17 protein-coding genes are annotated in these 23,657 nt (G+C 44.2%); 9 read left to right on the top strand and 8 right to left on the bottom strand.

What is annotated here, in order from left to right:
* The first annotated feature begins 11 nt into the window (after positions 1 to 11).
* The gene (locus tag M1L62_RS00780) at positions 12 to 572 is read left to right on the top strand and encodes a hypothetical protein (RefSeq protein WP_254411094.1); all 561 of its coding nucleotides are present in this window, start codon (positions 12 to 14) and stop codon (positions 570 to 572) included.
* Here M1L62_RS00780 and M1L62_RS00775 read toward each other — a convergent pair.
* Together M1L62_RS00775 and dtd are read right to left on the bottom strand one after the other, a co-directional pair.
* Positions 561 to 890: a nucleotide pyrophosphohydrolase gene (locus M1L62_RS00775; RefSeq protein ID WP_254411093.1), complete on the bottom strand. Its 330-nt coding sequence runs from the start codon at positions 888 to 890 to the stop codon at positions 561 to 563. The genes M1L62_RS00780 and M1L62_RS00775 overlap by 12 nt on opposite strands.
* 11 nt (positions 891 to 901) lie before the next feature.
* Positions 902 to 1,354, bottom strand: coding sequence for a D-aminoacyl-tRNA deacylase (gene dtd, locus M1L62_RS00770; RefSeq protein ID WP_254411092.1), 453 nt, complete (start codon positions 1,352 to 1,354; stop codon positions 902 to 904).
* Between the two features lie 216 nt (positions 1,355 to 1,570).
* Here dtd and M1L62_RS00765 point away from each other — a divergent pair, with 216 nt between their 5' ends.
* A complete protein-coding gene (locus tag M1L62_RS00765; RefSeq protein ID WP_254411091.1) occupies positions 1,571 to 3,037 on the top strand; it encodes an L-serine ammonia-lyase in 1,467 nt (488 codons plus the stop codon).
* A 20-nt stretch (positions 3,038 to 3,057) separates the two neighbouring features.
* Here the strand turns inward: M1L62_RS00765 and mgtE are convergent, their stop codons facing one another.
* The gene (gene mgtE / locus M1L62_RS00760) at positions 3,058 to 4,410 is read right to left on the bottom strand and encodes a magnesium transporter (protein ID WP_254411090.1); all 1,353 of its coding nucleotides are present in this window, start codon (positions 4,408 to 4,410) and stop codon (positions 3,058 to 3,060) included.
* A 90-nt stretch (positions 4,411 to 4,500) separates the two neighbouring features.
* Positions 4,501 to 5,316 (bottom strand): 16S rRNA (adenine(1518)-N(6)/adenine(1519)-N(6))-dimethyltransferase RsmA, encoded by an 816-nt coding sequence (gene rsmA / locus M1L62_RS00755; protein ID WP_254412048.1) that lies wholly within the window; start codon positions 5,314 to 5,316, stop codon positions 4,501 to 4,503.
* An 87-nt stretch (positions 5,317 to 5,403) separates the two neighbouring features.
* Here rsmA and M1L62_RS00750 point away from each other — a divergent pair, with 87 nt between their 5' ends.
* Together M1L62_RS00750 and M1L62_RS00745 are read left to right on the top strand one after the other, a co-directional pair.
* Positions 5,404 to 9,018, top strand: a complete 3,615-nt coding sequence (locus M1L62_RS00750) for a PAS domain S-box protein (protein WP_254411089.1) — start codon at positions 5,404 to 5,406, stop codon at positions 9,016 to 9,018.
* Positions 9,019 to 9,245: 227 nt separating this feature from the next.
* Entirely contained in the window at positions 9,246 to 12,122 is a 2,877-nt protein-coding gene (locus M1L62_RS00745; protein ID WP_254411088.1) for a TonB-dependent receptor, read from the top strand.
* Positions 12,123 to 12,264: 142 nt separating this feature from the next.
* On the opposite strand, the gene M1L62_RS00740 is transcribed toward M1L62_RS00745, so the two are convergent.
* The 4 genes from M1L62_RS00740 to M1L62_RS00725 all read right to left on the bottom strand — a co-directional run bounded on the left by M1L62_RS00740 (position 12,265) and on the right by M1L62_RS00725 (position 16,842).
* Complete coding sequence (locus M1L62_RS00740; RefSeq protein WP_254411087.1) at positions 12,265 to 12,939, bottom strand: LysM peptidoglycan-binding domain-containing protein; 675 nt, start codon at positions 12,937 to 12,939, stop codon at positions 12,265 to 12,267.
* Between the two features lie 61 nt (positions 12,940 to 13,000).
* A complete protein-coding gene (gene purE / locus M1L62_RS00735; protein ID WP_254411086.1) occupies positions 13,001 to 13,492 on the bottom strand; it encodes a 5-(carboxyamino)imidazole ribonucleotide mutase in 492 nt (163 codons plus the stop codon).
* A gap of 39 nt (positions 13,493 to 13,531) precedes the next feature.
* Positions 13,532 to 14,677 carry a 5-(carboxyamino)imidazole ribonucleotide synthase gene (purK, locus tag M1L62_RS00730; RefSeq protein WP_254411085.1) on the bottom strand — a complete coding sequence of 382 codons (1,146 nt, stop codon included), beginning with the start codon at positions 14,675 to 14,677 and terminating at the stop codon, positions 13,532 to 13,534.
* Positions 14,678 to 14,781: 104 nt separating this feature from the next.
* On the bottom strand, positions 14,782 to 16,842 hold the full coding sequence (locus M1L62_RS00725; protein ID WP_254411084.1) for a BatA domain-containing protein: 2,061 nt from the start codon (positions 16,840 to 16,842) through the stop codon (positions 14,782 to 14,784).
* A 313-nt stretch (positions 16,843 to 17,155) separates the two neighbouring features.
* Here M1L62_RS00725 and M1L62_RS00720 point away from each other — a divergent pair, with 313 nt between their 5' ends.
* From M1L62_RS00720 to M1L62_RS00700, 5 genes are all read left to right on the top strand, one after another.
* On the top strand, positions 17,156 to 17,710 hold the full coding sequence (locus tag M1L62_RS00720) for a YcxB family protein (RefSeq protein ID WP_254411083.1): 555 nt from the start codon (positions 17,156 to 17,158) through the stop codon (positions 17,708 to 17,710).
* An 815-nt stretch (positions 17,711 to 18,525) separates the two neighbouring features.
* Positions 18,526 to 19,938, top strand: a complete 1,413-nt coding sequence (gene gnd / locus M1L62_RS00715) for an NADP-dependent phosphogluconate dehydrogenase (RefSeq protein ID WP_254411082.1) — start codon at positions 18,526 to 18,528, stop codon at positions 19,936 to 19,938.
* Between the two features lie 16 nt (positions 19,939 to 19,954).
* Positions 19,955 to 21,460: a glucose-6-phosphate dehydrogenase gene (zwf, locus tag M1L62_RS00710; protein WP_254411081.1), complete on the top strand. Its 1,506-nt coding sequence runs from the start codon at positions 19,955 to 19,957 to the stop codon at positions 21,458 to 21,460.
* 12 nt (positions 21,461 to 21,472) lie between these two features.
* On the top strand, positions 21,473 to 22,198 hold the full coding sequence (gene pgl / locus M1L62_RS00705) for a 6-phosphogluconolactonase (RefSeq protein ID WP_254411080.1): 726 nt from the start codon (positions 21,473 to 21,475) through the stop codon (positions 22,196 to 22,198).
* Positions 22,199 to 22,316: 118 nt separating this feature from the next.
* A complete protein-coding gene (locus tag M1L62_RS00700; RefSeq protein WP_254411079.1) occupies positions 22,317 to 23,657 on the top strand; it encodes a sigma-54-dependent transcriptional regulator in 1,341 nt (446 codons plus the stop codon).

Raw genomic sequence — 23,657 nt, 5'->3', positions numbered from 1 at the left:
CTTTGTGAAAAATGAACAGGATTTTCTACACACTCCTCAAATGTTCCACAGCCTTTTCACTCGTATACAGTACCGTGCAAGCGCAGTCGGTTGATGAGCCGAAAATGGAGCATGAAATTGCGCCATTGTATCCCAATATTGAACGGCAATTTGGCAAATACAGTATTCACGGCAGGAATTTGAAAACAATCGAAATTCTCGATCGTCTTGGTCGCGCAGATTCCAGCGCCTATTGCCAGTACAAAAATGGCAGACGAAGTCAGAAAATAGGTGCAGGATTGGTGGCTGGTGGGGGCGCATTTTTGTTTGTCGGAGGAATTGTTGGATTAGCTGAGTCTCTCAACAACTCTTTTGGGACAAGAACGGAAGAAAAGGAGAATCCCGCGACTTTTGTTTTAGTTATCGGTGGTGGTGCATTGATCGTTGCTGGGATAGTCAAATCAGTTCTTGGTTCGGAAGAAAAAAGAAAAGCGATAGTGACTTACAACCAGATTATGAATCAAAAACGGAAACATGTAGGGTTTTATATGAAACCCGGCTTAACCGGGTTTTCAATGGGTTTAAGATTTTAATTTTTCATTGGCTTTATGCCGGTCCTTGTCCCGCTCGGTTTTCTTTGCCAGGTTTTTTTCAAACGCTTCGGTAAGATTAATTCCTGTCTGGTTTGCGAGGCAGATCAGTACCCAGAGCACGTCTGCCATCTCATCGCCAAGATCTTTGTCCAGATCCGTTTTTTTGAAGGACTGATCACCATAAGTTCTTGACATGATTCTGGCCACTTCACCCACTTCTTCGGTCAGGATTGCCATGTTGGTAAGCTCTGAAAAATAGCGTACGCCGTATGTTTTTATCCAGCTATCAACTTGTTGCTGTGCTTCTTCAATAGTCATGATAAGGTATGTTAAATTCTGTTTTTAGAGTCAATGATGATCGTAACAGGGCCGTCGTTTAATAACGCAACCTTCATGTCTGCGCCAAAAATGCCGCACTGGATTGGTGCGCCCAATTCCTTTCCAAGGAACGCAATCATTTGTTCATATAAAGGTATGGCTATTTCCGGTCTGGCTGCTTCGATAAAAGAGGGGCGGTTTCCCTTTTTTGTGTTGGCGTGCAGCGTAAACTGGCTGATCAGAAGAATATTTCCGTGAACCGATTTTATATCGAGATTCATTTTCCCTTCATCATCTCCGAAAATACGCATCCCGATTATTTTCCGGCCCAGCCATTCAACGTCTTCCTGTGTATCGGTGTGCGTTATGCCGAGCAGTACCATAAACCCGGTGTCAATTTTGCCTTCAACTTTTCCTTCTATTGTAACGGATGCTTCACTTACGCGCTGGATTACTGCAATCATGAATTATGAAATGAAATAGTATTCAGGAATTTTTTCCTGTTAAAGATTAAAATATGCGGCCGGCAAAATAACAATAAATTAAACAGGAATGCATTTCAGTAAATTTTATTTCAAAATCGAAATTAACAGGAAATAATCCTGAGCGTATTGAAACGTTATACATTGGGTTGTATTATTGTGAAAGCGCGATAACCAAACCTTTTAATATTTCAGTCCATGCTAGTGTCAGATAAACAAAATACCGGGAAGCCAGTGGTGAAGGAAGAAAGGATTTCGGTTTTCGACATCTTCAAAATTGGCGTGGGACCATCCAGCTCGCATACGCTCGGTCCATGGCGGGCCGCCCAGATGTTTTTGAAACTGCTGGAAAGTGTAAGTAGCTACGAGCAGGTTATTTCCGTAAAAGTGTATCTGTTTGGTTCTCTTGCCAAAACTGGTAAGGGACATGGGACGGATCTGGCTGTTCAGCTGGGACTGTGTGGTTACGATCCCGTGACAATGGACACGAAGCAGATTGATAATATAAAATCCGGGATTTTAGAATCCAATAAGTTGCTGCTCAATAATCAAAAGGAGATCGATTTCAATCCACGTTCCTGCATCCTCTTTCAAATGCAGGAGTCCCTTCCTTTTCATCCCAACGCCTTAACTTTTGTAGCAGAGCTTGTCGGAAATGCACCGGTGAGTGAAACATATTATTCTGTCGGCGGCGGTTTTGTGATCAGAGAGGAAAGTAAGGAAGAGATCAGCATTCCCTGTGTAAAACTCCCGTTTCCTGTTGACCGTGCATCTGATTTACTGGAATGGCACCGGAAAACGGGTATGGTCATTTCTGATATTATTTTTGAAAATGAAAAAATATGGAGAAATGAGGCGCAGATAAGACATGACTTGCTCAATATTTGGGAGGTTATGAAAGAAAGCATTTTTCAGGGCTGTCACAATGAAGGTATTCTTGCGGGAGGATTACAGGTGAAAAGACGCGCAGCAGCCTTAAACCAAAAGCTTTTGAACGGAAGAGCCTACGATGGTTATGAAGAATGGATAATAGCCATTCGGTCCAGTGGCAATGGTTTTAAGTACACGCTGGATTGGCTCAGCTGTTTTGCATTGGCGGTTAATGAAGAAAATGCTTCATTCAGCAGAGTTGTAACGGCTCCGACAAATGGCGCTGCGGGTGTGATTCCGGCCGTTCTTCAATACTACCTTTTGTTTTGCAACGGCACCGAAAACGATATTATAAAGTTTCTGCTGACGGCCAGTGAGGTCGGATGCATCTTTAAAAAGGGTGCGACGATTTCTGCGGCCATGGGTGGTTGTCAGGCAGAAATCGGGGTGTCGTCAGCTATGGCGGCGGCTGGCCTTACTGAGGTTTCGGGCGGCACCGTGGAGCAGTGTATGATGGCAGCGGAAATTGCCATGGAGCATCATCTGGGTATGACATGCGATCCTGTCGGTGGGCTGGTGCAGATCCCATGCATCGAAAGAAATACGATGGGTGCTATCAAAGCCATTACTGCCTCCCAGCTTGCCATGCAAAGTAATCCTGAAAACGCAAAAGTCTCTTTGGATAATGTAGTCAAAACGATGTGGGAAACAGCCCTGGATATGAATTTCCGGTACAAGGAAACTTCCGAAGGCGGCCTGGCGGTTAATATCCCAATCAGTTTAAGCGAATGTTAAACCGGTAAAGTCTTTCGTTTTTACAGGTTTAAAAGCAGGTGAGCCAGACCAAAATATACGCCGTAACCGATCAGGTCATTGGCCGTTGTAATAAACGGACCCGAAGCAACGGCAGGGTTAATGCCTATTTTATCCAATAAAATCGGTGTGACGGTTCCCATAAAGGAAGCAAGGAAGACAACCGATAACAGGGCCGCTGACACCACCATTGCCAGCTGTACTTCATTCCCTATCAAAAGATTAAAACCAAAAACGATACCGCTGATGATCAGCCCGTTGATCAGTGCAATTGAAAACATGCGGATAAGCCGCTGCCAGACATTGATATCGAGCCCGGTTTTATCGGCAATACTTTGAAGAATAATTGAAGACGTCTGTATCCCGACATTTCCGCCCGTTGACCCGATGATCGGAATAAAAGCGGCCATGGCGGGGATTATTTTCAAATCGCCTTCGAAGAAACTGATAAATTTCGCAGCCAGAATTCCTCCCATCATACCCACCAGCAACCATGGCAAACGGGCCTTTGTCTGCTGCCAGATCGTATCATCTTCTTCCACGTCGCCCGTAATACCGGCCATGGCCAGGGTATCGGAGTTGGCTTGTTCGGTGATTACGTCAATAACGTCATCGATGGTGATCCGGCCCAAAAGTTTTCCCTGTACATTGACAACCGGCAGTGCATCAAGGTCATAACGCTGCATGAGTTCAGCGACTTCCTCGGCGGGGCGGTAGGTTTCTACAAAAATGACGTCCTTATCATACAGCCTTTCGATTTTTGTATCCTTATTGGCCAGTACGATTTTTTTCAAAGACAGCAGCCCAAGCAAAATTCCGTTATCGTCGATTACATAAACGGAATATACTTTTTCTACGTCTTCGGCCTGTTTTCTGAGCTCTTCAATACATTGATTTACCGTCCAGCTGACACTGGCTTTTACCAATTCTTTCTGCATCAAACCACCTGCAACATCTTCATCATAATGCAGCAGATCCAGGATGAAACGCGCCTGTTCCCTGTCTTCGAGCAAAGCAATAACTTCCTCTCGAACGCGTATTGGCTGCTCATTGAGCAAATCCACGGCGTCATCCGAATCAAAAAGGTTAACATAACTTGAAATCTCTTCGGATGTAAATGCCTTTAAAAACTCCCGCCGCTCACCCGGATCCATGGCCGCGAGTATCTCCGCGCCAAGGGCCGTATCCAGCTGACTGATCAGATATCTGGCTTCTGAGGTTTCCAATTCGTATAACAAGCCGGTAATATCCGCAGGGAAAAGCTCAGCCATTTCAGTGCGAATGGCCTGGGGCTTTTCAGTGACGATCAGTTCCTGAACAAGTTCAACGTATTCTTTGGTTAACTCAAAATTCATAAATCTTTACTGGCAAAGGGGTATTACAATGAGATAAAGTAGTTTCAATAGTATTTATTCGGCTGGAACCTGTTAAAAACGATCTGATTTTCAGGATATTTTCCCGCTGTTTGCTTTAATTATTTCTTCCGCAAGGATTGTCAGTTCAACAAACTGGGCAACGCTTAGTTGTTCCGCACGTTTGGTCAGTAAAGGAAGCTCCGGAAACTCACCAATAGGTTTTAGCGCGTTTCTGAGTGTCTTTCGCCTTTGGTTAAAAGCCGTTTTCACCACCCGGAAAAATAATTTTTCGTCACAGGGCAGCGACTTGGTATCATTTCTTGACAAACGGATCACACCGGATTGTACTTTCGGGGGTGGATCAAAGGCACCCGGAGGTACCGAAACCAGATAGCTGATATCGTAATAAGCCTGAAGTAACACACTCAAAATTCCGTAATCCTTGTTTCCCGGAGGAGAGGCAATACGCTGCGCAACTTCCTTTTGTAGCATGCAAACTACCTCAGGGATCCGGTCGGGCATTTCCAGAACCTTGAAAAAAATCTGCGAAGATATATTGTAAGGGAAATTTCCGATGATTGCAAAAGGCTCAGGGAATACCTCGGCCGTATTGTATTTCAGAAAATCACCTTCAATAATCCGGGGCGTCAGCTCTTCATAATGTTTCTTTAAATAAACAACCGATTCGGTGTCTATTTCGATAACATAGGTACTGTATGAGGATTTTTGCAGCAAAAACTGCGTGAGCACACCCATTCCCGGACCAATTTCCAATACTTTATTATATCCGCCATGACCGGTAAGACCGTCCACGATCTTGTTGGCGATATTCATGTCTTTCAGGAAATGTTGTCCCAAATGTTTTTTGGCACGAACTTTCGAATCGTTCTGATTTTTATAATTTATTTTCACGGATCAAAATTACGTCTTAATTCGTAGATTTATCGAATAAAGAATATGAAGTAATCTTAAAAATACGGTTTCCGGCAAATTATGGAAATGATATCGTCGCTGACTGACTGGCAGTCAATACATGCCACATTACAGCACTTAAATTTGATAGGGATAACTTTCACACCTGATTTCATCATTCGTGCGATAAGTCCATATGCGTTAAAGAAAACAGGGTGGCTTGAATCTGATTTAATTGGAGAAAGTATTTTTAACAGGCTGGTTCCGAAAGATGAGGAAGATGAAATAAGCCAGATGCTGGAAGAGGGGATTGAAGGAAAGCGAAAACTGGAACAACGTGAAGTGCCGTTTCTTGCCCAGAAAGGAACGTTGCGTACTTTTTCTATCAATTCGGTATTGATTCAAAATGATGATGACAAGATTGTTTACATCACGCTGGTTGGGGATGACATCACCCGGAAACGCAGGATGGAGTCGTCTATTACCAAATCCAATGCACAGCTTCAGGATCTGGTTGATAATACGAGTGACCTTATCCAGTTAGTCGCGGTAGACGGAAAGTTCATTTTCGTTAACAAGGCGTGGCGTGAGGTATTAGGGTACCGTCTGGATGAAATTGCTTCGATGACCATGCAGGATATTTTGCATCCACAGCATCGTGAAGAGGCAATTAATCAGCTTGAACTGATTCGTGAAGGAAAAGGGAACCCTACTTTTGAAGCGGTTTTTTTGAGCAAGGAAGGCAAAAAAGTCTTTGTAGGTGGTAGTGTGAACTGCCGTTTTGATAACGGGAAACCGACGGCGTTCCGTTGCATTTTAAATGATTATACCGAAAAAATACGGGCTGAAAAAGCGCAGAATCTTTATTACAGCATTGCCAACTGGACGGTAAATACCCAGAACCTTGATGATTTTTACCATACGATCCACGAGGAATTAGGAAAAATAATTGACGTTAAAAACTTCTTTATCGCGCTCTACGATCAGAGTAAAAGTTATTTGTATTTCCCCTATTATGTAGATCAGTATTTCAAAGGAAACGTACGTTTTACGAAACGGCGGCTGGGTAACGGGGTTACGGAATACGCGATTGCATCCAATAAACCACTGTTTCTTTACGACGCGGATATTGAGAGGCTGGCAAAAACCAACAGTTTACACCTCTATGGTGTGACGCCAAAATTGCTGTTGTGCGTGCCGTTGCGGATCGGCGACAGGGTTACGGGTATTATCGGGGTAAAATCGTACGATGATGCCAATATGTTTGACGCCCGTGATCTGGAATTACTGGAATTTATTTCCGGTCAGGTGGCGCTTGCGATTGCCCGGAAACAAAGTGAGGAAGAATTAAGTAAGTATGCTGCACGTCTGAATGCGATTTTCGATAGCAGTTCTCATTTGATATGGTCGGTTAACAAAAGCTTGCAGCTTACCTCATTCAATCTCAACTATGCTGATCTGATCGAAAGTCAGGTGGGTGTCCGCCCGACGTTGCAGGTAAGTGCTGAAAAATTCGGCTGGCGGCTGGTTGGCCAGAAAAACAGAAGAACGCTGGATACCAAATACCGCCAGGCATTACGCGGCGAGGCGCAATATTTTGAATTTAAAATCGATAAGCGGGATGGTGGCGAAATGTGGCTGGAATTTTATCTGAACCCGATTCAATATTCCAACGGGGTGATTGAGGAAGTTTCGGGTATTGCCAGGGATATTACCAGACGTAAGGAAGCTGAACTGTCGCTGCGGCACAGCGAAGAATTATTCCGTGGGATTTTTGAAAACTTGCAGGATATTTATTGCCGTATTGATCGCCAGGGACGTATTTCCATGATCAGCCAGTCGGTGTTCAAACGCATGGGGTATATGCCTGACGAGGTGATCGGAAAACAAATTACGGATTATTTTAAGGATAAAAAGAAGATACATTCGGCGCTGATACGTCTTCGGAAAACGAAGAGTCTGCGAAACTTTGAAATTAGCCTGAGCCGGAAAGATGGCACCGAGCGTCAGTTTATGGTGAACATGCTGATGTTTACCAATGACAAAGGCAAGGCGATGGAAGTGGCAGTACTGGCCAGGGACATCACAGAGCTGAAACGTAATGAGCAGGAGCTGCTGAAAGCCAAGGAGCATGCCGAGCATTCGCTGAAAGTGAAAGAAGGCTTCCTGGCTAACATGAGCCATGAAATCAGGACGCCGATGAACGGAGTGATCGGGATGATTGACCTGCTGGGTGAAACGCAGTTAAATCCCGAGCAGCGAGATTACGTTTTGACGATCAAACGCTCTTCTGAAACTTTGCTGGATATCCTCAACGACATTCTGGATCTTTCCAAAATTGAGGCTGGGAAAATGGTGCTGCATGAGTCACCGATTGCACTTGATGAATTGCTGGTGAAGCTCGTTTCATTATTCGGGCAAACGGCTAAAAATAAGGGGAATGAACTAACTTATCATATCGCGGCAGATCTTCCGCAGTTTATCATTGCGGATCAGACACGGTTATTGCAGATTTTATCCAATCTTACTTCCAACGCGCTGAAATTCACGGAACGAGGTGCCGTGAAGATTTTCCTTTCTTTGGTTAAAAAAGATGGGAAGACCTACAAAATTAAGGTAGAAGTCCAGGATTCGGGTATCGGTATCAGCGCGATTGACAAACAGATTTTGTTTACGTCATTCACGCAGCTTGATAATTCGTCGCGGAAATCCTTTGGCGGAACCGGTCTGGGATTAGCGATATCCAAGCAGCTGTGCGAGCTGATGAACGGAGAAATTGGCGTTGAATCAACGATAGGTGAGGGGAGTACATTCTGGTTTACTTTTGAAACCAAGAGCACTTCCATTGCGCAGGCCAGTTCGGGAAGTCAGATGGAGGAGATTCCAATTGAAAATGTTTTCTCGGATTTTCATCCGGTGATCCTTTTGGTTGATGATAACGCGGTAAACAGAAAGGTTGCCAATGAAATTCTGAAAAAATCGGGTTGTTTTGTGGATCTGGCGGACAGCGGTTTTGTCGCACTTGAAAAGGTCGATAATAAAATAAATGCGCTGGGCGAAAACTATGATATCATTTTTATGGATATCCAGATGCCGGATATGGACGGTGTTGAAACGACCCAGGAACTTAAAAAACGATACCCGGGATTGACTTCTCCGATCGTTGCCATGACGGCTTATTCGATGAAAGAGGATCGCGATCGTTTTTTGAGCCAGGGTATGGATGATTACATCGCCAAACCGATTCGTGCACAGCATTTGATCTGGAAAGTGAAAGAGCTTATCGGAAATGTTGAGGGCCGTAAACTGGGACTGAAACAAAAGGAAATTGCGCAGGAGGTTTCTCTGCCTGTTCTGGACCGGGAAATTATAGATCAGTTAAAGGCAATCGGCGGTGCTGATCTGGTCTTTTCTGTTTTTGAGGATTTTGTCATGGAATCCAATGAATTGGTCGACGGTGCCGTTGCTGCTTATGCGCAGGGCGATATCCCGACAGTAAAAAGTAACCTGCATACTTTAAAAGGAAGCGCCGGGACAGTTGGTGTCTCGCAGGTCGCCGAAATTGCCAAAGATGCTGAGTGGCGTTTGAAGTCAGACGACACCAGTACGCTTTCCGAAGCCCTGCCACAACTGGAAAGGGCTTATCGTAAGTTTCTGGATGGGTATGAGGAGTTGTTGGCGGATTGGTTGAAGTAATGCGGTACTGATTGTCATAGCAATTTCCTATACTGTTGGGAGCTTACATTGGAACGATGTTAGGCTCCCACTTTTTTATAAGAAGGTCATTATAATTCCGTCGGCAAATTCCTCCCGGCCATCGGTCTAAATTGCCATTTTGCAGATTGATTGTGATTTATTCTTCTGCTGGTTAAACCTTCATGCTTAAAGGTGCTCTAACCCTGCATAAACCTTTACTAGAAACCATGAAGAAAATTACACCCTTCGTTTTGCTGCTGATTTGCATGGCTTTGCCAGGCTTTGCTCAGGCGCAATCGCAGATCACCGGAACCGTTTTGGACAGTATCAGCCGTTCACCCGTTGTCGGCGCCTATGTGGCCGTCAGCAAAAATACGCCCGATGCAAAACCGGAATATGTCACCACAGACGGAAACGGAAAATTTGCCATTTCGGGAATCAGTAAAGACACCTATCGGGTGAAAATTTCCTATTTGAGTTATAAAGATTCCGAAAGAACACTCCGTGTAACGGACGATGTCCAAAATGCCGGAACGTTTCTTCTATCGGAAGCCGTCTCCAATTTAAAGGAAGTAAAGGTGGTGGGAGCTGTGACGCCGACGGAGCAAAAAGGTGATACCACACAATTTAATGCTGCCGCGTTTAAAACAAATCCAGATGCAACAACCGAGGATCTGATTCAAAAAATGCCGGGTATTACTGTGACCAACGGAACGGTAACTGCACACGGTGAAACGGTTAATAAAGTTTTGGTCGATGGAAAACCATTTTTCGGAGATGATGCAGCACTTACCCTAAAATCGCTGCCAGCTGAAATTGTTGATAAAATTGAAGTTTTTGACAAATTAAGCGACCAGGCACAATTCACAGGTTTTGATGATGGCAGTGGACAAAAAACGATCAATATCGTTACCAAAACAAACCGACGCGTTGGACAGTTTGGGAAAGTATTCGCAGGTTATGGCCTGGACGATCGTTATCAGTCGGGCGGTAATGTCAGCTTTTTTAACAAAAATCAACGTATTTCCATTATCGGCCTTTCCAATAATATCAACCAGCAAAATTTTTCAAGCCAGGATCTTTTAGGAGTATCCGGTGGCGGCAATAGCGGAAGAGGCGGGGGCGGAGGTTCGGCAGGTAATTTTCTGGTCGGGCAACAAAGCGGCTTAACAGGCACAAACTCCTTCGGTCTGAATTATGCCAACAAATTTGGAGAAAAGGTGGATGTTACGGGAAGTTATTTCTTCAACAGAACGAGCAATAACAACTACCAGACAACCAATGAGGACTATTATGGAAAGCAGCTGTATAAGGAGACAAACAGCTCCGGAAGTACAAACCTGAATCACCGCCTGAATTTCAGAGTGGAATATACGATCGACAAAAAGAACATGTTGATTTTTACACCGCGGTTAAGCTTCCAGAATAATCAGTCGGGAACGCTGAAAAACGGTTTAACGAATTTGGGCGACGGTACCGCACTTAACAGCACGGATATCGACAAATCCAGCAAGAGCAATGGTTATAATCTGAACAACGACATTTTGTTCCGTCATTCATTTGATAAAAAAGGGCGTACGGTTTCTTTAAATTTCAACACGCAGATCAACGACAAAACCGGGAGTGGAAATTTATATTCGAAGAACCGATATTTCACGAACCTGGAATTGCCTGGCGACACGATAGATCAGCGTAGTTACACCGCTTCCAATGCCGTTGTTTTAGGCGGAAACCTGGTTTATACCGAGCCTTTGAGCAGCACCGGCCAGTTGCAGTTTAACTACGGCCTGACGGTAAGCAACAGTAATTCCGATAAAGAGACGTTTAATAACATTCGTCCGGATGCCAGTGAGTACACACAGATTGATACTTTGTTGTCAAACAGTTTTGATAACCGTTATACCACCAATCGCGCCGGGCTGGGTTATCGCTACCGCAAGAATAACTGGTCAGCAAACCTGGGTGTTGATTTTCAGAACACGAACTTGTACAGCGAACAATTGTCGCCGGTAAAAGCTAAGGTCGATCAGACATTTACTAATTTTTTACCAAACCTGATGCTGACTTATCGCTCAAAATCGGGAACCCAGTTCCGTACTTTTTTCCGTAGCTCGACTAATCAGCCATCCATTTCCCAGTTACAAAATGTAGTGGATAACAGTAACCCACTTTCCTTAACAGCCGGAAATCCCGATCTGAAACAGGAATACAGAAACGCGCTGAACATGCGTTACTCGCTTGCGGGAGCCAACAGACCGTTCAGCTTTAATGCGATGGTTTTCCTGACGCAGACGAACAACGCAATCGTTAACTCGACTTTCATAGCACAGGAACCAACTACCTTGCCTAATGGCATCGTGCTTGAAAAAGGAGCAAAGCTGACCGCGCCGATCAACGTGGATGGAAGCTGGAACGCCCGTACGCTGATTACTTATGGCAAGCCGGTTTCAAAAATAAAACTGAACGTAAACTTAACCTCCGGTTTCAACTATGTCCGTTCTCCGGGGATGATCAACAATGTTTCGAACTTCTCCAATACCTATGCATACAGCCAGGGTTTGGTTTTGAGCAGCAACGTAAGCGAAAATCTTGATTTTACTGCTTCGTATTCGGGTAATTATAATGTGGTTCGTAACTCGATTCAGCCAACATTGAACAACAATTATTACACCAGTTCAATCACGGCACGTGTAAACTGGATTTTTGGAAAAGGATTTGTGATTTCATCTGATATCAACAACCAGTCGTACCGAGGTTTGGGAGCGGGTTATAACCAGAACTTTACCCTCTGGAATGCGAGTGTTGGCAAGAAATTCCTGAAAAACAATGCCGGAGAGCTTAAACTGACTGTTTTTGATATCCTGAAACAAAACAACAGCATCGCCCGTAACGTAACGGAAACGTATGTGCAGGACGTAACCAGCCGTGTTTTGACCCAGTATGCAATGCTGACCTTTACTTATACACTCAGAAATTTCGGTAAAATGCCATCCCGCGAGAATTCAGACAGACGTCGTGAAGGCTTTGACGGAATGGGCGGAGGTTTCCCTGGCGGAGGTGGCAGAGGCGGAGACAGAGGTCCGGGTGGTCCTGGAAGTTTTTAAATTGAGATGTTTATTCACCATGAAAAAAGCCGGCGGGATCACAATCCTGCCGGCTTTTCGGTTTAGTAGTTTCTAATTGCAGTGATTTGCGATCTGTGAAATTACATTTTTGTATTTCCAATGCGCATAGCAAAAGATAAAATCAACGCCTGGTAGGAAAAGGGATAACCAGTTCTTCGCCACGGCTTGCCATATCTTTTGTTTTCCCGTTCGCCTTCATGATGGCTTCTTTGCTCACATCATATTTTCCGGAAACTACTTTTAAAATATCACCGGGTCCTACGGTATGAACAGCCTTTACGCGAATTTTAAGTTTATCACCGGATTTTAATTCCGTAATAGATGGATTTAAACCTTTCAAAGTTTCCGTAGTAAGGTTATAGCGACTGGCAAGTGAAGAAAAAGTTTCACCGCTTTTTACGGTCCGCGTAATCTCTCTGCCGCCAACTCTGGACGCAACGACTTTCGGATCTTCTGTCTTTTTCGGTTCCTCTTTTTTAGACTCTTCCTTTTTCGGTTCCTCTTTTTTCTCCTTCTTCTCTTCTTTCTTTTCGGCCGGTTTCGGAGTTTCCTTTACGATATCTTCCTCTGCGGCTGCGTTATCTTCTGTCGTGGTTTCCGTAACAGACTTATCTTCGGTAGTATCCACTACGGAGGAAGTCAGTTCCTCAGCATTTGATGAACCATCTGAAATATATTCATATCCCACATAAAGCATTGCCAAGACCAAAAGAACTAACACGAATAAGGTAATTACCGGCAAGTTTGATTTTTCTGTCGGACGTATATTTCTTTTCTTCGGGCTCTCGTCTTCCATAGCTGATGATGATTCAATTAAATGAGTGATTACACTTTAATACGAAAATAATAAACCGGTACTATTTTACAACTTCATTTTTTAATTCCTTATTCATCGTCGCCACCTTGTCTTTCAATCCTTCCTTAAAGATATCCAGTCGGTTGGCAACTGCTGCATCGCTGGCTCCGATAATCTGAGCGGCAAGGATACCCGCGTTTCTCGCGCCGTTCAACGCTACCGTCGCAACGGGTACGCCTGATGGCATTTGCAGAATGGAAAGTACCGAATCCCAGCCGTCAATGGAATTGCTTGAAAGTACCGGAACACCAATCACCGGTAGTGACGTAAGTGATGCCACCATACCCGGCAAGTGCGCCGCTCCGCCTGCTCCTGCAATGATAACCTGCAACCCTCTTTTTCTCGCCGTCGCTGCATATTCGAGCATACGCTCAGGTGTGCGGTGCGCTGACACAATCTCCATTTCAAACGTTATTCCAAGCTCATTTAGTGCGTCCGCTGCTTCCTGCATTACCTTCCGGTCCGACAGGCTTCCCATGATTATTCCTACCATTTTTTATTCTTTTTTATTTAAATCCGACGTCAGCCGGGATTATTTTTTCTGCGGCTCTCCGCTTATTACTCTTATATTTTTCTTGACGAAATCCACCTTCTGTTTCAGAGACGCGATGCTGTGATCCATGATCGTGATGTGCCCCATTTTACGGAAAGGTTTCGTGATTGCTTTCCAGTATAAAAACGGGAATACCTGCTCCGTAGCAAGTAATTTTTCCATTCCCTCATACACCGCCGGGCCCTCATAACCATCTTCGCCTAACAAATTTACCATGGCCGAAGGCGCATAGATTTCTGTGCTGCCCAAAGGCAAATCCAGAATAGCTCTCCAGTGTTGTTCGTATTGTGAGGTGGCATTGGCGCGGATCGTGTGATGGCCGCTGTTGTGTGGACGGGGCGCTACTTCATTGATCAGCACTTCGCCGTCGGCAGTCAAAAACAATTCGACGGCCAGTAAACCTACGATCCCGAAAGATTCAGCCGTTTTTCTAGCGATTTCCTGGGCTTTCTGATCGATTTCAGAGGTAATTTCAGCCGGTGCAAAAAGATATTCAACCAGATTAAGTTCAGGATGGAAAACCATTTCCACGGTTGGGAAACACATGATTTGTCCCGATGGATTACGGGCAACGATAACGGCAAGTTCTTTTTCAAAAGGAACTGCTTTTTCAAGCAAGCCCGGCTGGTCAAAAGCTTTTTCGATATCAGCCTCGGAGGTCACGCGTTGTACACCGCGACCATCGTATCCGTCGCGACCAAGTTTATGAAAAGCGGGCAGGAAATCAACAAAATTGCGTACGTCTTCACGGTTTTCTGTCAGGACGAATGCGGCCGTAGGAAGTCCTTTTTCTACGTAAAACTGTTTCTGGATTCTTTTGTCCTGTATTTTCCGGATCACAGAAGGCTGAGGATAAATTTTCTTTCCTTCTTTTTCCAGCGCTTCGAGTGCCTCTACATTTACCTTCTCAATTTCAATGGTAATCACATCCAGGTCCTTTCCAAACTGGTAAACAGTATCGTAATCCTGTAAGGAACCTTGGGTGAATTTTGGGGCAATTTTACGGCAGGGCGCTTCTGCGTCGGGGTCTAAAATGTGAATATCAAGGTTCCAGTCTATGGCGGCTTGCAGAAGCATAAGTCCTAACTGACCACCGCCAAGAATACCTATTCGGGATGAAAGCATTTATTCGTTTGATTGTATTTCTGCAAAATTGGTGGAAAAACTGCGAACTTAAAACTGTTTCCGCCAATAATCACGATAAGATAAGGCACTTACCTTATTTTGTGCTATTTCATGAATCGGATTAATGCGATTTCTACCAGTAAAAAGAAAAGTGCTGCGTAAAGAAAATACTTCCAAAGACTGGTTCCGAGGTTCTGCTGCTGAAATTCTCGCGCAAAGGCGTCATCTTCGATCTTGTCAAAAATCTGGACATTTTTTTGTCCGGAAAAAATATTCCTGAGCTCAGCCGGCGTGTAATAATCAAGTTTCGATTCTCCGTTGTTGTGGTTAAGCGCCAGCAGCTGTTCAACCTTATTGTCTTTAATCAGTTCAAAATAACCTGCATCCAGGCCATTGCCGGTTTGGTCGCCCTGAGGAATTTCAAGCAATAGCTGGTTACCCACGATTTTTTGAACCGGAATCACCTCAGCCTTGTTCCGGCGAAGTTTGTAAACACTGTTCTGGCTCTCGTTATTGACAGTTAAAGCAATGGGGTTTTCGTCAAATGTAAAAGCGGTCCGTTGCGCTCTGACACTCAAAGCAGCCATTTTATACATAATCGGAACAAAGATCGCGTGCTGCGCCATGGACCCGAATTCGGGAATAAAGGGTGCTGCAAACAAATAGATCTTGCCCTTTCCGGAGGAAATCTGGCTCAGATAAGGTTGTCCGCTACGAAGCGAAAGCAGAATCTGGCCGGCGCTGCTCCAATTCCAGGCTGGGGAGGCTTCCGGTAAATTCAGGTTTATTTCCTGACGGATGGATTCTTCAAAAACATCACTGAAAAACGGATTGTTTCTGTCCGGTGCGGCAATCGCGATCATCTCCCGGTTGGTGGATTTTTCTGTATTCAGGCCATTAACTCCCAGATTTTGTACCAGCGAGGTATAACTGCCGGCATTGGGTACTGCGGGGGGGACAATGGTAAGAGTTCCTCCTTTTTTTACAAAATCCTGAATTTCGGCAGCCAGTGTACCCGACGGCTGCTCGACGCCTTCGAGCAAAACCATGTCTGAATTTTTTATCAGGCCGGGATCTACATTCTGTGCGGCGTAACTTTGCAGGGCAAACAAGCTATCATTGGCATAAACATTGTCAATGTAATTATCAGCATATTTTTGTCCGTAAATATGAAGAATACGGATCAGCGGAGACGCGTTTAATACGAAATAGTAGTCGTTGTCGAAGGTGACGGGGAAATCGTCGAAAGTGATTTTGCCCTGTTTATAACCCTTGCCTTTGAGGTTAAAATTAAATTTGGCGATAGCACTTCCGTTTGCCGGCACATTCACAGAAGCAGTGGACGACTGTGTATTATCCAGGCTCAATTTCAGCACCACTTTTTTAGCATCTTCGCTCCCCGAATTGCTGACCTTCACAAAAAGAATATTGTTCTGTAATTCGCGGATAAAAGGCGTGTTCAGCCAGACGGAATCTACAAATACATTCTTTTCGGCAACCGCCTGCACGGGCACCAGAAAAAGCTGGTTAAGGGAATCTGTCTTTAATTTGGAAAGATCTCCCGTCGTACTCTTTTGAAAATCAGAAAACCAGAAGAATTGATTTTTACCGCCGTTCTGGTATTTAGAAACCAGATTTTCCTGACGTTTATAAACCTGTTCCAACGTACGTGGTGTATGCGAGAGTCCGATTGTGGTAAAACGGTCACGAATTTTTTCTGCGGGATAAAGTCCTTGTTCCTGCGCTGAAAAATCATTGGTAACCAGTTGCAAGGAAGTCGCATTCTTGAAAAGTCCCAGCAATTCGTTCAGGCGATTGGTGGCAATATCCAGATATCTTTTATTATTCGATTCGTTTTGCATGCTAAACGAATTGTCCAGATAAAGGCTCGTAATGCCCTTCCTGTTAACCGATGCATCGCTTTTTCCGGGTAAAAAGGGTTGAGAAAAAGCGAAAACCAGGCAGGCGATAGCCAGGATACGCGCAGCCATAACCAGCCAGTGTTTGATTTTGCGAATCGAGCGGGTTTGCGTCTCTACCGCTTTCAGAAAAGCGACGTTGGTAAAGAAAACACGTTTGGTACGACGGAAATTGAATATATGTATGGCTATCGGAACCGATATGGCCAGCAAACCCCACAAGAATGACGGAAAAAGAAAACTCATTTAGGTTGAACGTTTATTTACGCCGTTGGCTTTTGGCAATCGGCAGTCGGTTTTAGGCTCCAAGGACTTTAATATCTTAAAGAACGCAAATTTTTCAATTATCAGTGGATAAACTTTCGCTTTTTATTCATTACAGAGCCGATCTGAAAGCTGCTCAGCGGAAGCTAACCGCTGCAAGCACTTTTATTTTAGCCGCTTTCTCGTAAGTCGACTCCTTTTTTCTAACTTTGTGGTTCATTTAATATCTGCTGAATTACTGATCCGTTCAGCAGGCTATCGTAAATAAAGAAATTGATTAATTTTTAACAGAATTATGGCCAAAGTATCGGTGAACAAACACCAGCCTGTTTATCAAATGCCTACGAATCCGGCAGCGGTTCGTACGAAGAGGTATGCGTTGCCAACAAAAAAATACATTTCCATTGCCATGCGGCATTTTTTTAAGTCGCAGATTAAATGGGCAGCGATTCCTTTGCTATTGATTATCATTAATGCAGCAATAAGCCTTACGGGCGTTTATCCTAATATCTGGATTTACGTTGTTATTTTGGTGGGGGTTATTCTCTACCTTCTTTTCTGGGTAATCCAGTTTACAGGAATTACGCAGCTGGAACAGTATAAGCCGATGTTTGAGAAGTTTTCATATGAGATTGACAGCCGTCAGATTTTGATGAAAATGAATGCCAAAGAAGGCAGCATCATGAAGTGGGAACAAATTCAGGATGTATATAAAGAAGAGGATTCGTATATTTTGATTATTTCAAGAGGGCAATTTGTGCATCTTCCATTTTCAATTTTTACCTCGGACCACGATGTGAAAGTGTTTGAAAGAATTTTGAAACAGAAAGAATTTTTGAAAGAGAAATAGTCTCTTTGTTTAGCTATTAGAAGAGCGGAAGTCAGGGGAGACCTAGCTTCCGCTCTTTTTTCTACAATATCGGTCATCCCTGCGGGATTTGTTTTTCTGGACGTTCGTTCTTTTTTCTACAACATCGGTCATCCCTGCGGGATTTGTTTTTCTGGACTTTCGATATTTTTTTCTACAATATCAGTCGTCCCTACGGGATTTGTTTTTCTGAATGTTTGCTTTTTTTCTATAATATCGGTCATTCCTGCGGAATTTGTTTCTCTGGACGTTCGATACTTTTTTCTACAATATCGGTCATCCTTACGCGATTTTGTTTTTCTGGACTTTCGCTCTTTTTTCTATAATATCTGCCATGCCTACGGGGCTTTGGTTTTCGGAACGTTCGAAACTTTTCTGCAATATCTTTCTTCTCTTGGGATTTGGTTTCGTAATCATCGATCTTTCTTCTACGCGATAACAATCCCGGAGGGATGAAATTATTGTAGAAAATGGCTAAAACTAGTAAGTGCCCAACCCTGAAAGGGTGACATACCCGCCACCTCGACCCTGACCAGTCAACAAATTTGCTAATCATTTTTAGCTGACTCTAAAAACGGTTCACATTCCTGTAACTCAAATTAACATATTTGTCAAAATGATCTAAATCAATACATTGCTGATTTAATTTTAATGAATATCTCCGCTGTTTTTATGACGAAGGTCTTTTTAAAATAAACGATTTTTTCACATTGTGAACCAAAGCGGCTTGCAAATCGTAAAACCAGTGTGAAAAAAGCCTATTTTTACGGCTTCATGTTTCAATAGACCGTTAATTTATGTCAAGTAACCTCTTCGATTTTGGAATGATTGGGTTGGGAGTAATGGGGAGAAACCTATTGCTTAACACCGCCGATCACGGGTTTTCTGTTATTGGTTTTGATAAAGACGAAACCAAAACTGCTGCGCTTGAAGCTGCGGCAACGGCAGGAACAACCGTGAAAGGAGTTCCGGATCTTGCACACATGGTGCAGCAATTACAACGCCCGCGTAAACTGATGATGTTGGTTCCAGCCGGAAAGCCGGTTGACGACGTGATCGAATCATTGTTGCCTTTGGTAGAAAAAGGTGACGTGATCATCGACGGGGGAAATTCACATTACACCGACACTTTGCGCCGCGTAAAATATCTGCGCGACAAAGAAATCCATTTCATGGGTGTTGGTGTTTCTGGCGGTGAGCAAGGCGCACGCACGGGTCCAAGCATTATGCCAGGTGGGGATCTGGAAGCATATGCACACGTGAAACCTTTGCTTGAAGCCATTTCTGCCAAAGTAAACGGAGAACCTTGCGTGGCCTATCTTGGAAAAGAAGGTGCAGGACATTATGTTAAAATGGTTCACAATGGTATTGAGTATGCCATTATGCAGCTTATCAGCGAGGCTTACACTTTGCTGAAACACGCGGGGTTGAACAATGATCAGCTTCATGAAACTTTCAAAACATGGAATGAAGGTGCATTGCAGTCTTTTCTGGTTGAAATCACAGCGGATATTTTCTTGCAGAATGATGACAAAACCAGTGCGCGTTTGTTGGACGTAATCTCTGATAAAGCGGGTTCAAAAGGAACAGGTAAGTGGACTTCTCAGGATTCCATGGAATTGCCGGTTGCCGTGCCTGTGATAGACAGTGCCGTGGCAATGCGTACCGTTTCCGGTTACAAAGATGAAAGAGTAAAAGCTTCTGCCATTTATGCTGAGGCTGGTGCTGCCATCACGGTTTCTACGGACGAATGGATTAAGCAGGTTCATGATGCCTTGTATTTTGGTACGATATTAAGTTATGCGCAGGGACTTGCGATGTTGTTTCAGGCATCCAAAGAACTTGCCATGGATATTCCTTTACCGGATGCGGTAAGTGTATGGCGTGGTGGATGTATCATTCGTTCGACCTTGTTGGAAACTTTCACGACTGCGTACAAACAATCACCTGAATTGCCAAATATCCTTTTGGATGCTGGTGTTGCGGCGATCGTAAAAGCGGCTGAGGGCAATACGCGTGCGGTTGTGGCACAGGCTGCGCTTAGCGGTATTCCTGCGGCATCGCTGATGTCGTCACTTGCTTACTTCGATGCATACCGCAGCGAGCGCATGGCTACTAACCTTATTCAGGCACAGCGTGACTACTTTGGTGCTCACACTTACCAGCGTACAGACATTTCCGGGACTTTCCATACTGAATGGAATCACTAACAGAGAGTAACTTTTTATGAAAACAAATAAAAGACCACCTGCTTCCATACTCTTTATTTTTGGAGGAAGTGGTGATTTAAATTATAGAAAATTAACACCAGCGCTATATAATCTTTTCCTTGACGAATGGATGCCCGACCAGTTTGCCATCGCAGGTATCGGTCGCAGTGCTTATACTAATGAAGAATATCACGGCCATTTGCTGGACGGTATTACCAAGTTTTCGAGAAGAAAAGGGGAGCAGAATGGTCACTGGAAAGATTTTAGCCAGCATGTTTCGTATCTTCAGATGGACGGGGACGATCCGGCAGCTTATCACAAGATCACGGATCTTGTAAAGCAAAAAGAAGAGGAGTGGGGACAGCACCCGAACGTTATTTTTTACCTGGCCGTTGCGCCTCAGCTGGTGCCTTCGATTGCGAGCAAACTTGGTGCGCTTAACATCTGCACCGATACGCGCTGCACGAGGATTGTGGTTGAAAAGCCCTTTGGTCATGACCTGAAAAGTGCACATGAGCTAAATGCGTTGCTTTCAAGCATGTTTACCGAAGAGCAGATTTTCCGTATTGACCACTACCTGGGTAAAGAAACGGTACAGAATATCCTTGCTTTGCGTTTTGCAAATGCATTGTTTGAACCGATCTGGAACCGTAACTACATTGAACATATTCAGATCACCGCTGCGGAAAGCGTTGGTTTGGAGGGTCGCGGAGGCTACTTTGAAAATTCTGGTGCTTTGCGTGATATGGTTCAAAACCATATTTTACAAATACTTTGTATGGTGGCCATGGAAGCTCCGGTTTCTTTTGACGCCAACGAGATCAGAAATAAAAAGGTTGATGTACTGAACGCGATCCGTCGCATTACGCCGGATAAAGTACATGAATACGCCGTGCGTGGTCAGTATTCGAAAGGCTGGAAAAAAGGTACAGAGGTTGTTGGATATCGTGAAGAAAAAGGAGTTAATCCTGAATCGGCGATTGATACTTTTGCCGCTGCGAAATTCTATATTGATAACTGGCGCTGGCAAGGCGTTCCGATCTATGTACGTACCGGAAAATACCTGAACCAGAAAGCAACCCATATTACTTTGCAGTTTAAATCTGCGCCGCATAATGCGTTTCCAACGGAGTCTGCGGATACATGGAGGTCCAACAAGCTTACCATCAGCATTCAGCCGGAAATGGATATCAGCATCCGTTTCCAGGTAAAACGCCCAGGTCAGACCATGACGCTGGATCCTGTGGATATGACTTTCAGCTATGACGCCGCCAATGGCGAACATGCACCGGAAGCTTACGAAACGCTGCTTTTAGATGTGATGGAAGGTGATGCCACACTTTTCATGCGTGGCGATCAGGTTGAAGCAGCCTGGAAAGTGATCATGCCGATCCTTGAAACTTGGGAGAAACGTAAGCCTGTGGACTTCCCGAATTACGCACCCGATTCATGGGGGCCGGAAGACGCAGACGCGCTTATCGCACGTGACGGACATGCCTGGGTTAATTTGCCATCAGCTTAAAATTTGAAATTAATGGGACAACTGCACATAGCAAAAGATGCCAAAGCACTAAGTTTAGAACTGGCTGAATGGCTCAACAAGTATATTCAGGACGTTTTAACAAAAAAGGATCGGTTTACTTTTGTACTTTCCGGCGGGAGCACACCAAAGCAATTATATACATTGCTCGCCGAGTCTCCTTACAGCGAAAGTATTCCCTGGGAAAAACTGCATTTTTTCTGGGGCGATGAAAGAGCTGTTCCATACGAGGATTCGCGGAACAATGCCAAAATGGCCTATGACGAGCTTTTGAATAAAATCGGTGCAAAAGCCGAGCATATCCATGTCATGCGTACGGACATCGGACCGGAAGAATCGGCTGCTGAATATGAAAAGATATTGAAGCAGTATTTCGATGGAGAAGAAACAACATTTGATTTTGTATTATTGGGTATGGGTGATGACGGGCATACATTGTCACTATTCCCTGGTACCCCGGTAGTTCATGAGCAGAATGCCTGGGCAACTTCCTTCTTTTTGCCAGCCCAGGATATGTACAGGATCACCTTAACTGCACCGGTTGTGAACCACGCGGCTTCCGTTGCGTTTTTAGCAGTGGGCGCAGGCAAGGCAGAAACCCTGAAACACGTCCTGGAAGGAGTATTTGAACCGGATACGTATCCTTCGCAGGTGATTAAGCCGAAAGGAGAACTTCATTGGTTTATTGATGAAGCGGCTGCCAGCTTATTGAAAGCTTAGGCACATAGATATAAATGTAAAAAGAAGAATATCTGGCGACAGGTATTCTTCTTTTTGTTTTAGGAGTATCACAATTCCTGTTACATTTGAAGCATTACTCCAACTCACAACTAGAAGTTTGAAAACTGTATTAATTATAGATGACGAAGAGAAACTTCGGGCATTACTGGCGAGGATACTGAGGGCTGAGGGGTTTGATGTGCTTGAAGCCGGGGACTGCAAATCAGGCTTGAAAAGTGTTGAACAGCATGATCTTGACGTGGTACTTTGCGACGTGAAATTGCCCGACGGAAGCGGGGTGGACATGGTTTCCAGGATCAAATCAAAAAAGCCGCAGGTGGAGGTTATTTTGTTGACTGCTTATGGCAACATTACCGATGGCGTACAGGCAATGAAAAATGGCGCCTTCGATTACATCGTGAAAGGTGACGATAACGATAAAATTATCCCTTTGCTGCATCGGGCCATTGAAAAAGTGCAGCTGCAAAAACGGGTGAAGGATCTGGAAAAACGCGTGGAAGACAAGTTTTCCTTTCAGTCGATTATTGGAAAATCAAAGAGCATTCAGCAGGCTATTGATCTGGCACGGAAAGTCGCTCCAAATGATACGAATGTTTTATTGACGGGAGAAACCGGGACTGGAAAAGAAGTTTTTGCACAGGGAATTCATCAGGCAAGTCACCGTGCGGGAAAGAATTTTGTGGCGTTAAATTGCAGTGCTTTCGGAAAAGATATTCTGGAAAGCGAATTATTTGGGTACAAACAAGGTGCCTTTACGGGTGCAAACAAAGATAAGAAAGGGCTTATTGAGGAGGCAAATAACGGAACGTTGTTTTTAGATGAAATCGGTGAAATGCCCTTAGAATTGCAGGCCAAATTGCTGCGCGTGCTGGAAACAAACGAGTTTATCAAACTTGGCGATACCAAACTCAGTAAATCCGATTTCAGGCTTATTGCTGCGACCAACCGGGATTTAAAAGTGGAAAGCGAGGAAAAACGGTTTCGGTCGGATCTGTATTTCCGGTTGAATGTTTTTCAGATACAGCTTCCGCCTTTAAGAGAAAGAGTCAGGGATATTGAACCGCTTGTCCGTTTTTTTGTAGAACAGTTCTCGGTAAAAATGAATAAGAAAACACTGACTTATTCGGATGAATTTTTGAAAAAACTTGAAACCTACAAATGGGTAGGAAATATCCGCGAGCTAAAAAACGTCATCGAACGCGCCGTGATTTTGAGTGATGATCAGCTGGATATTGAGAGTCTTCCTTTTGAAATACAACAGTCGGAACCTGCTGAAAAAGGTGGGCAGCTTTCTGCTTTTTCTATGGAAAGTATTGAAAAACTGCATATCCAGAAAGTACTGAATTACACCAGGGGTAATAAAGCAGAAACGGCCCGGTTACTGGAAATCGGCATTGCCACGCTTTATCGTAAACTGGATGAATACAATATTCACTAG

The organism is Dyadobacter diqingensis, from assembly GCF_024220585.1.
GTDB classification, from domain to species: domain Bacteria; phylum Bacteroidota; class Bacteroidia; order Cytophagales; family Spirosomataceae; genus Dyadobacter; species Dyadobacter diqingensis.
Note: the sequence above shows the minus strand (reverse complement) of the source record. Positions and strands in the feature narration are given on the sequence as shown.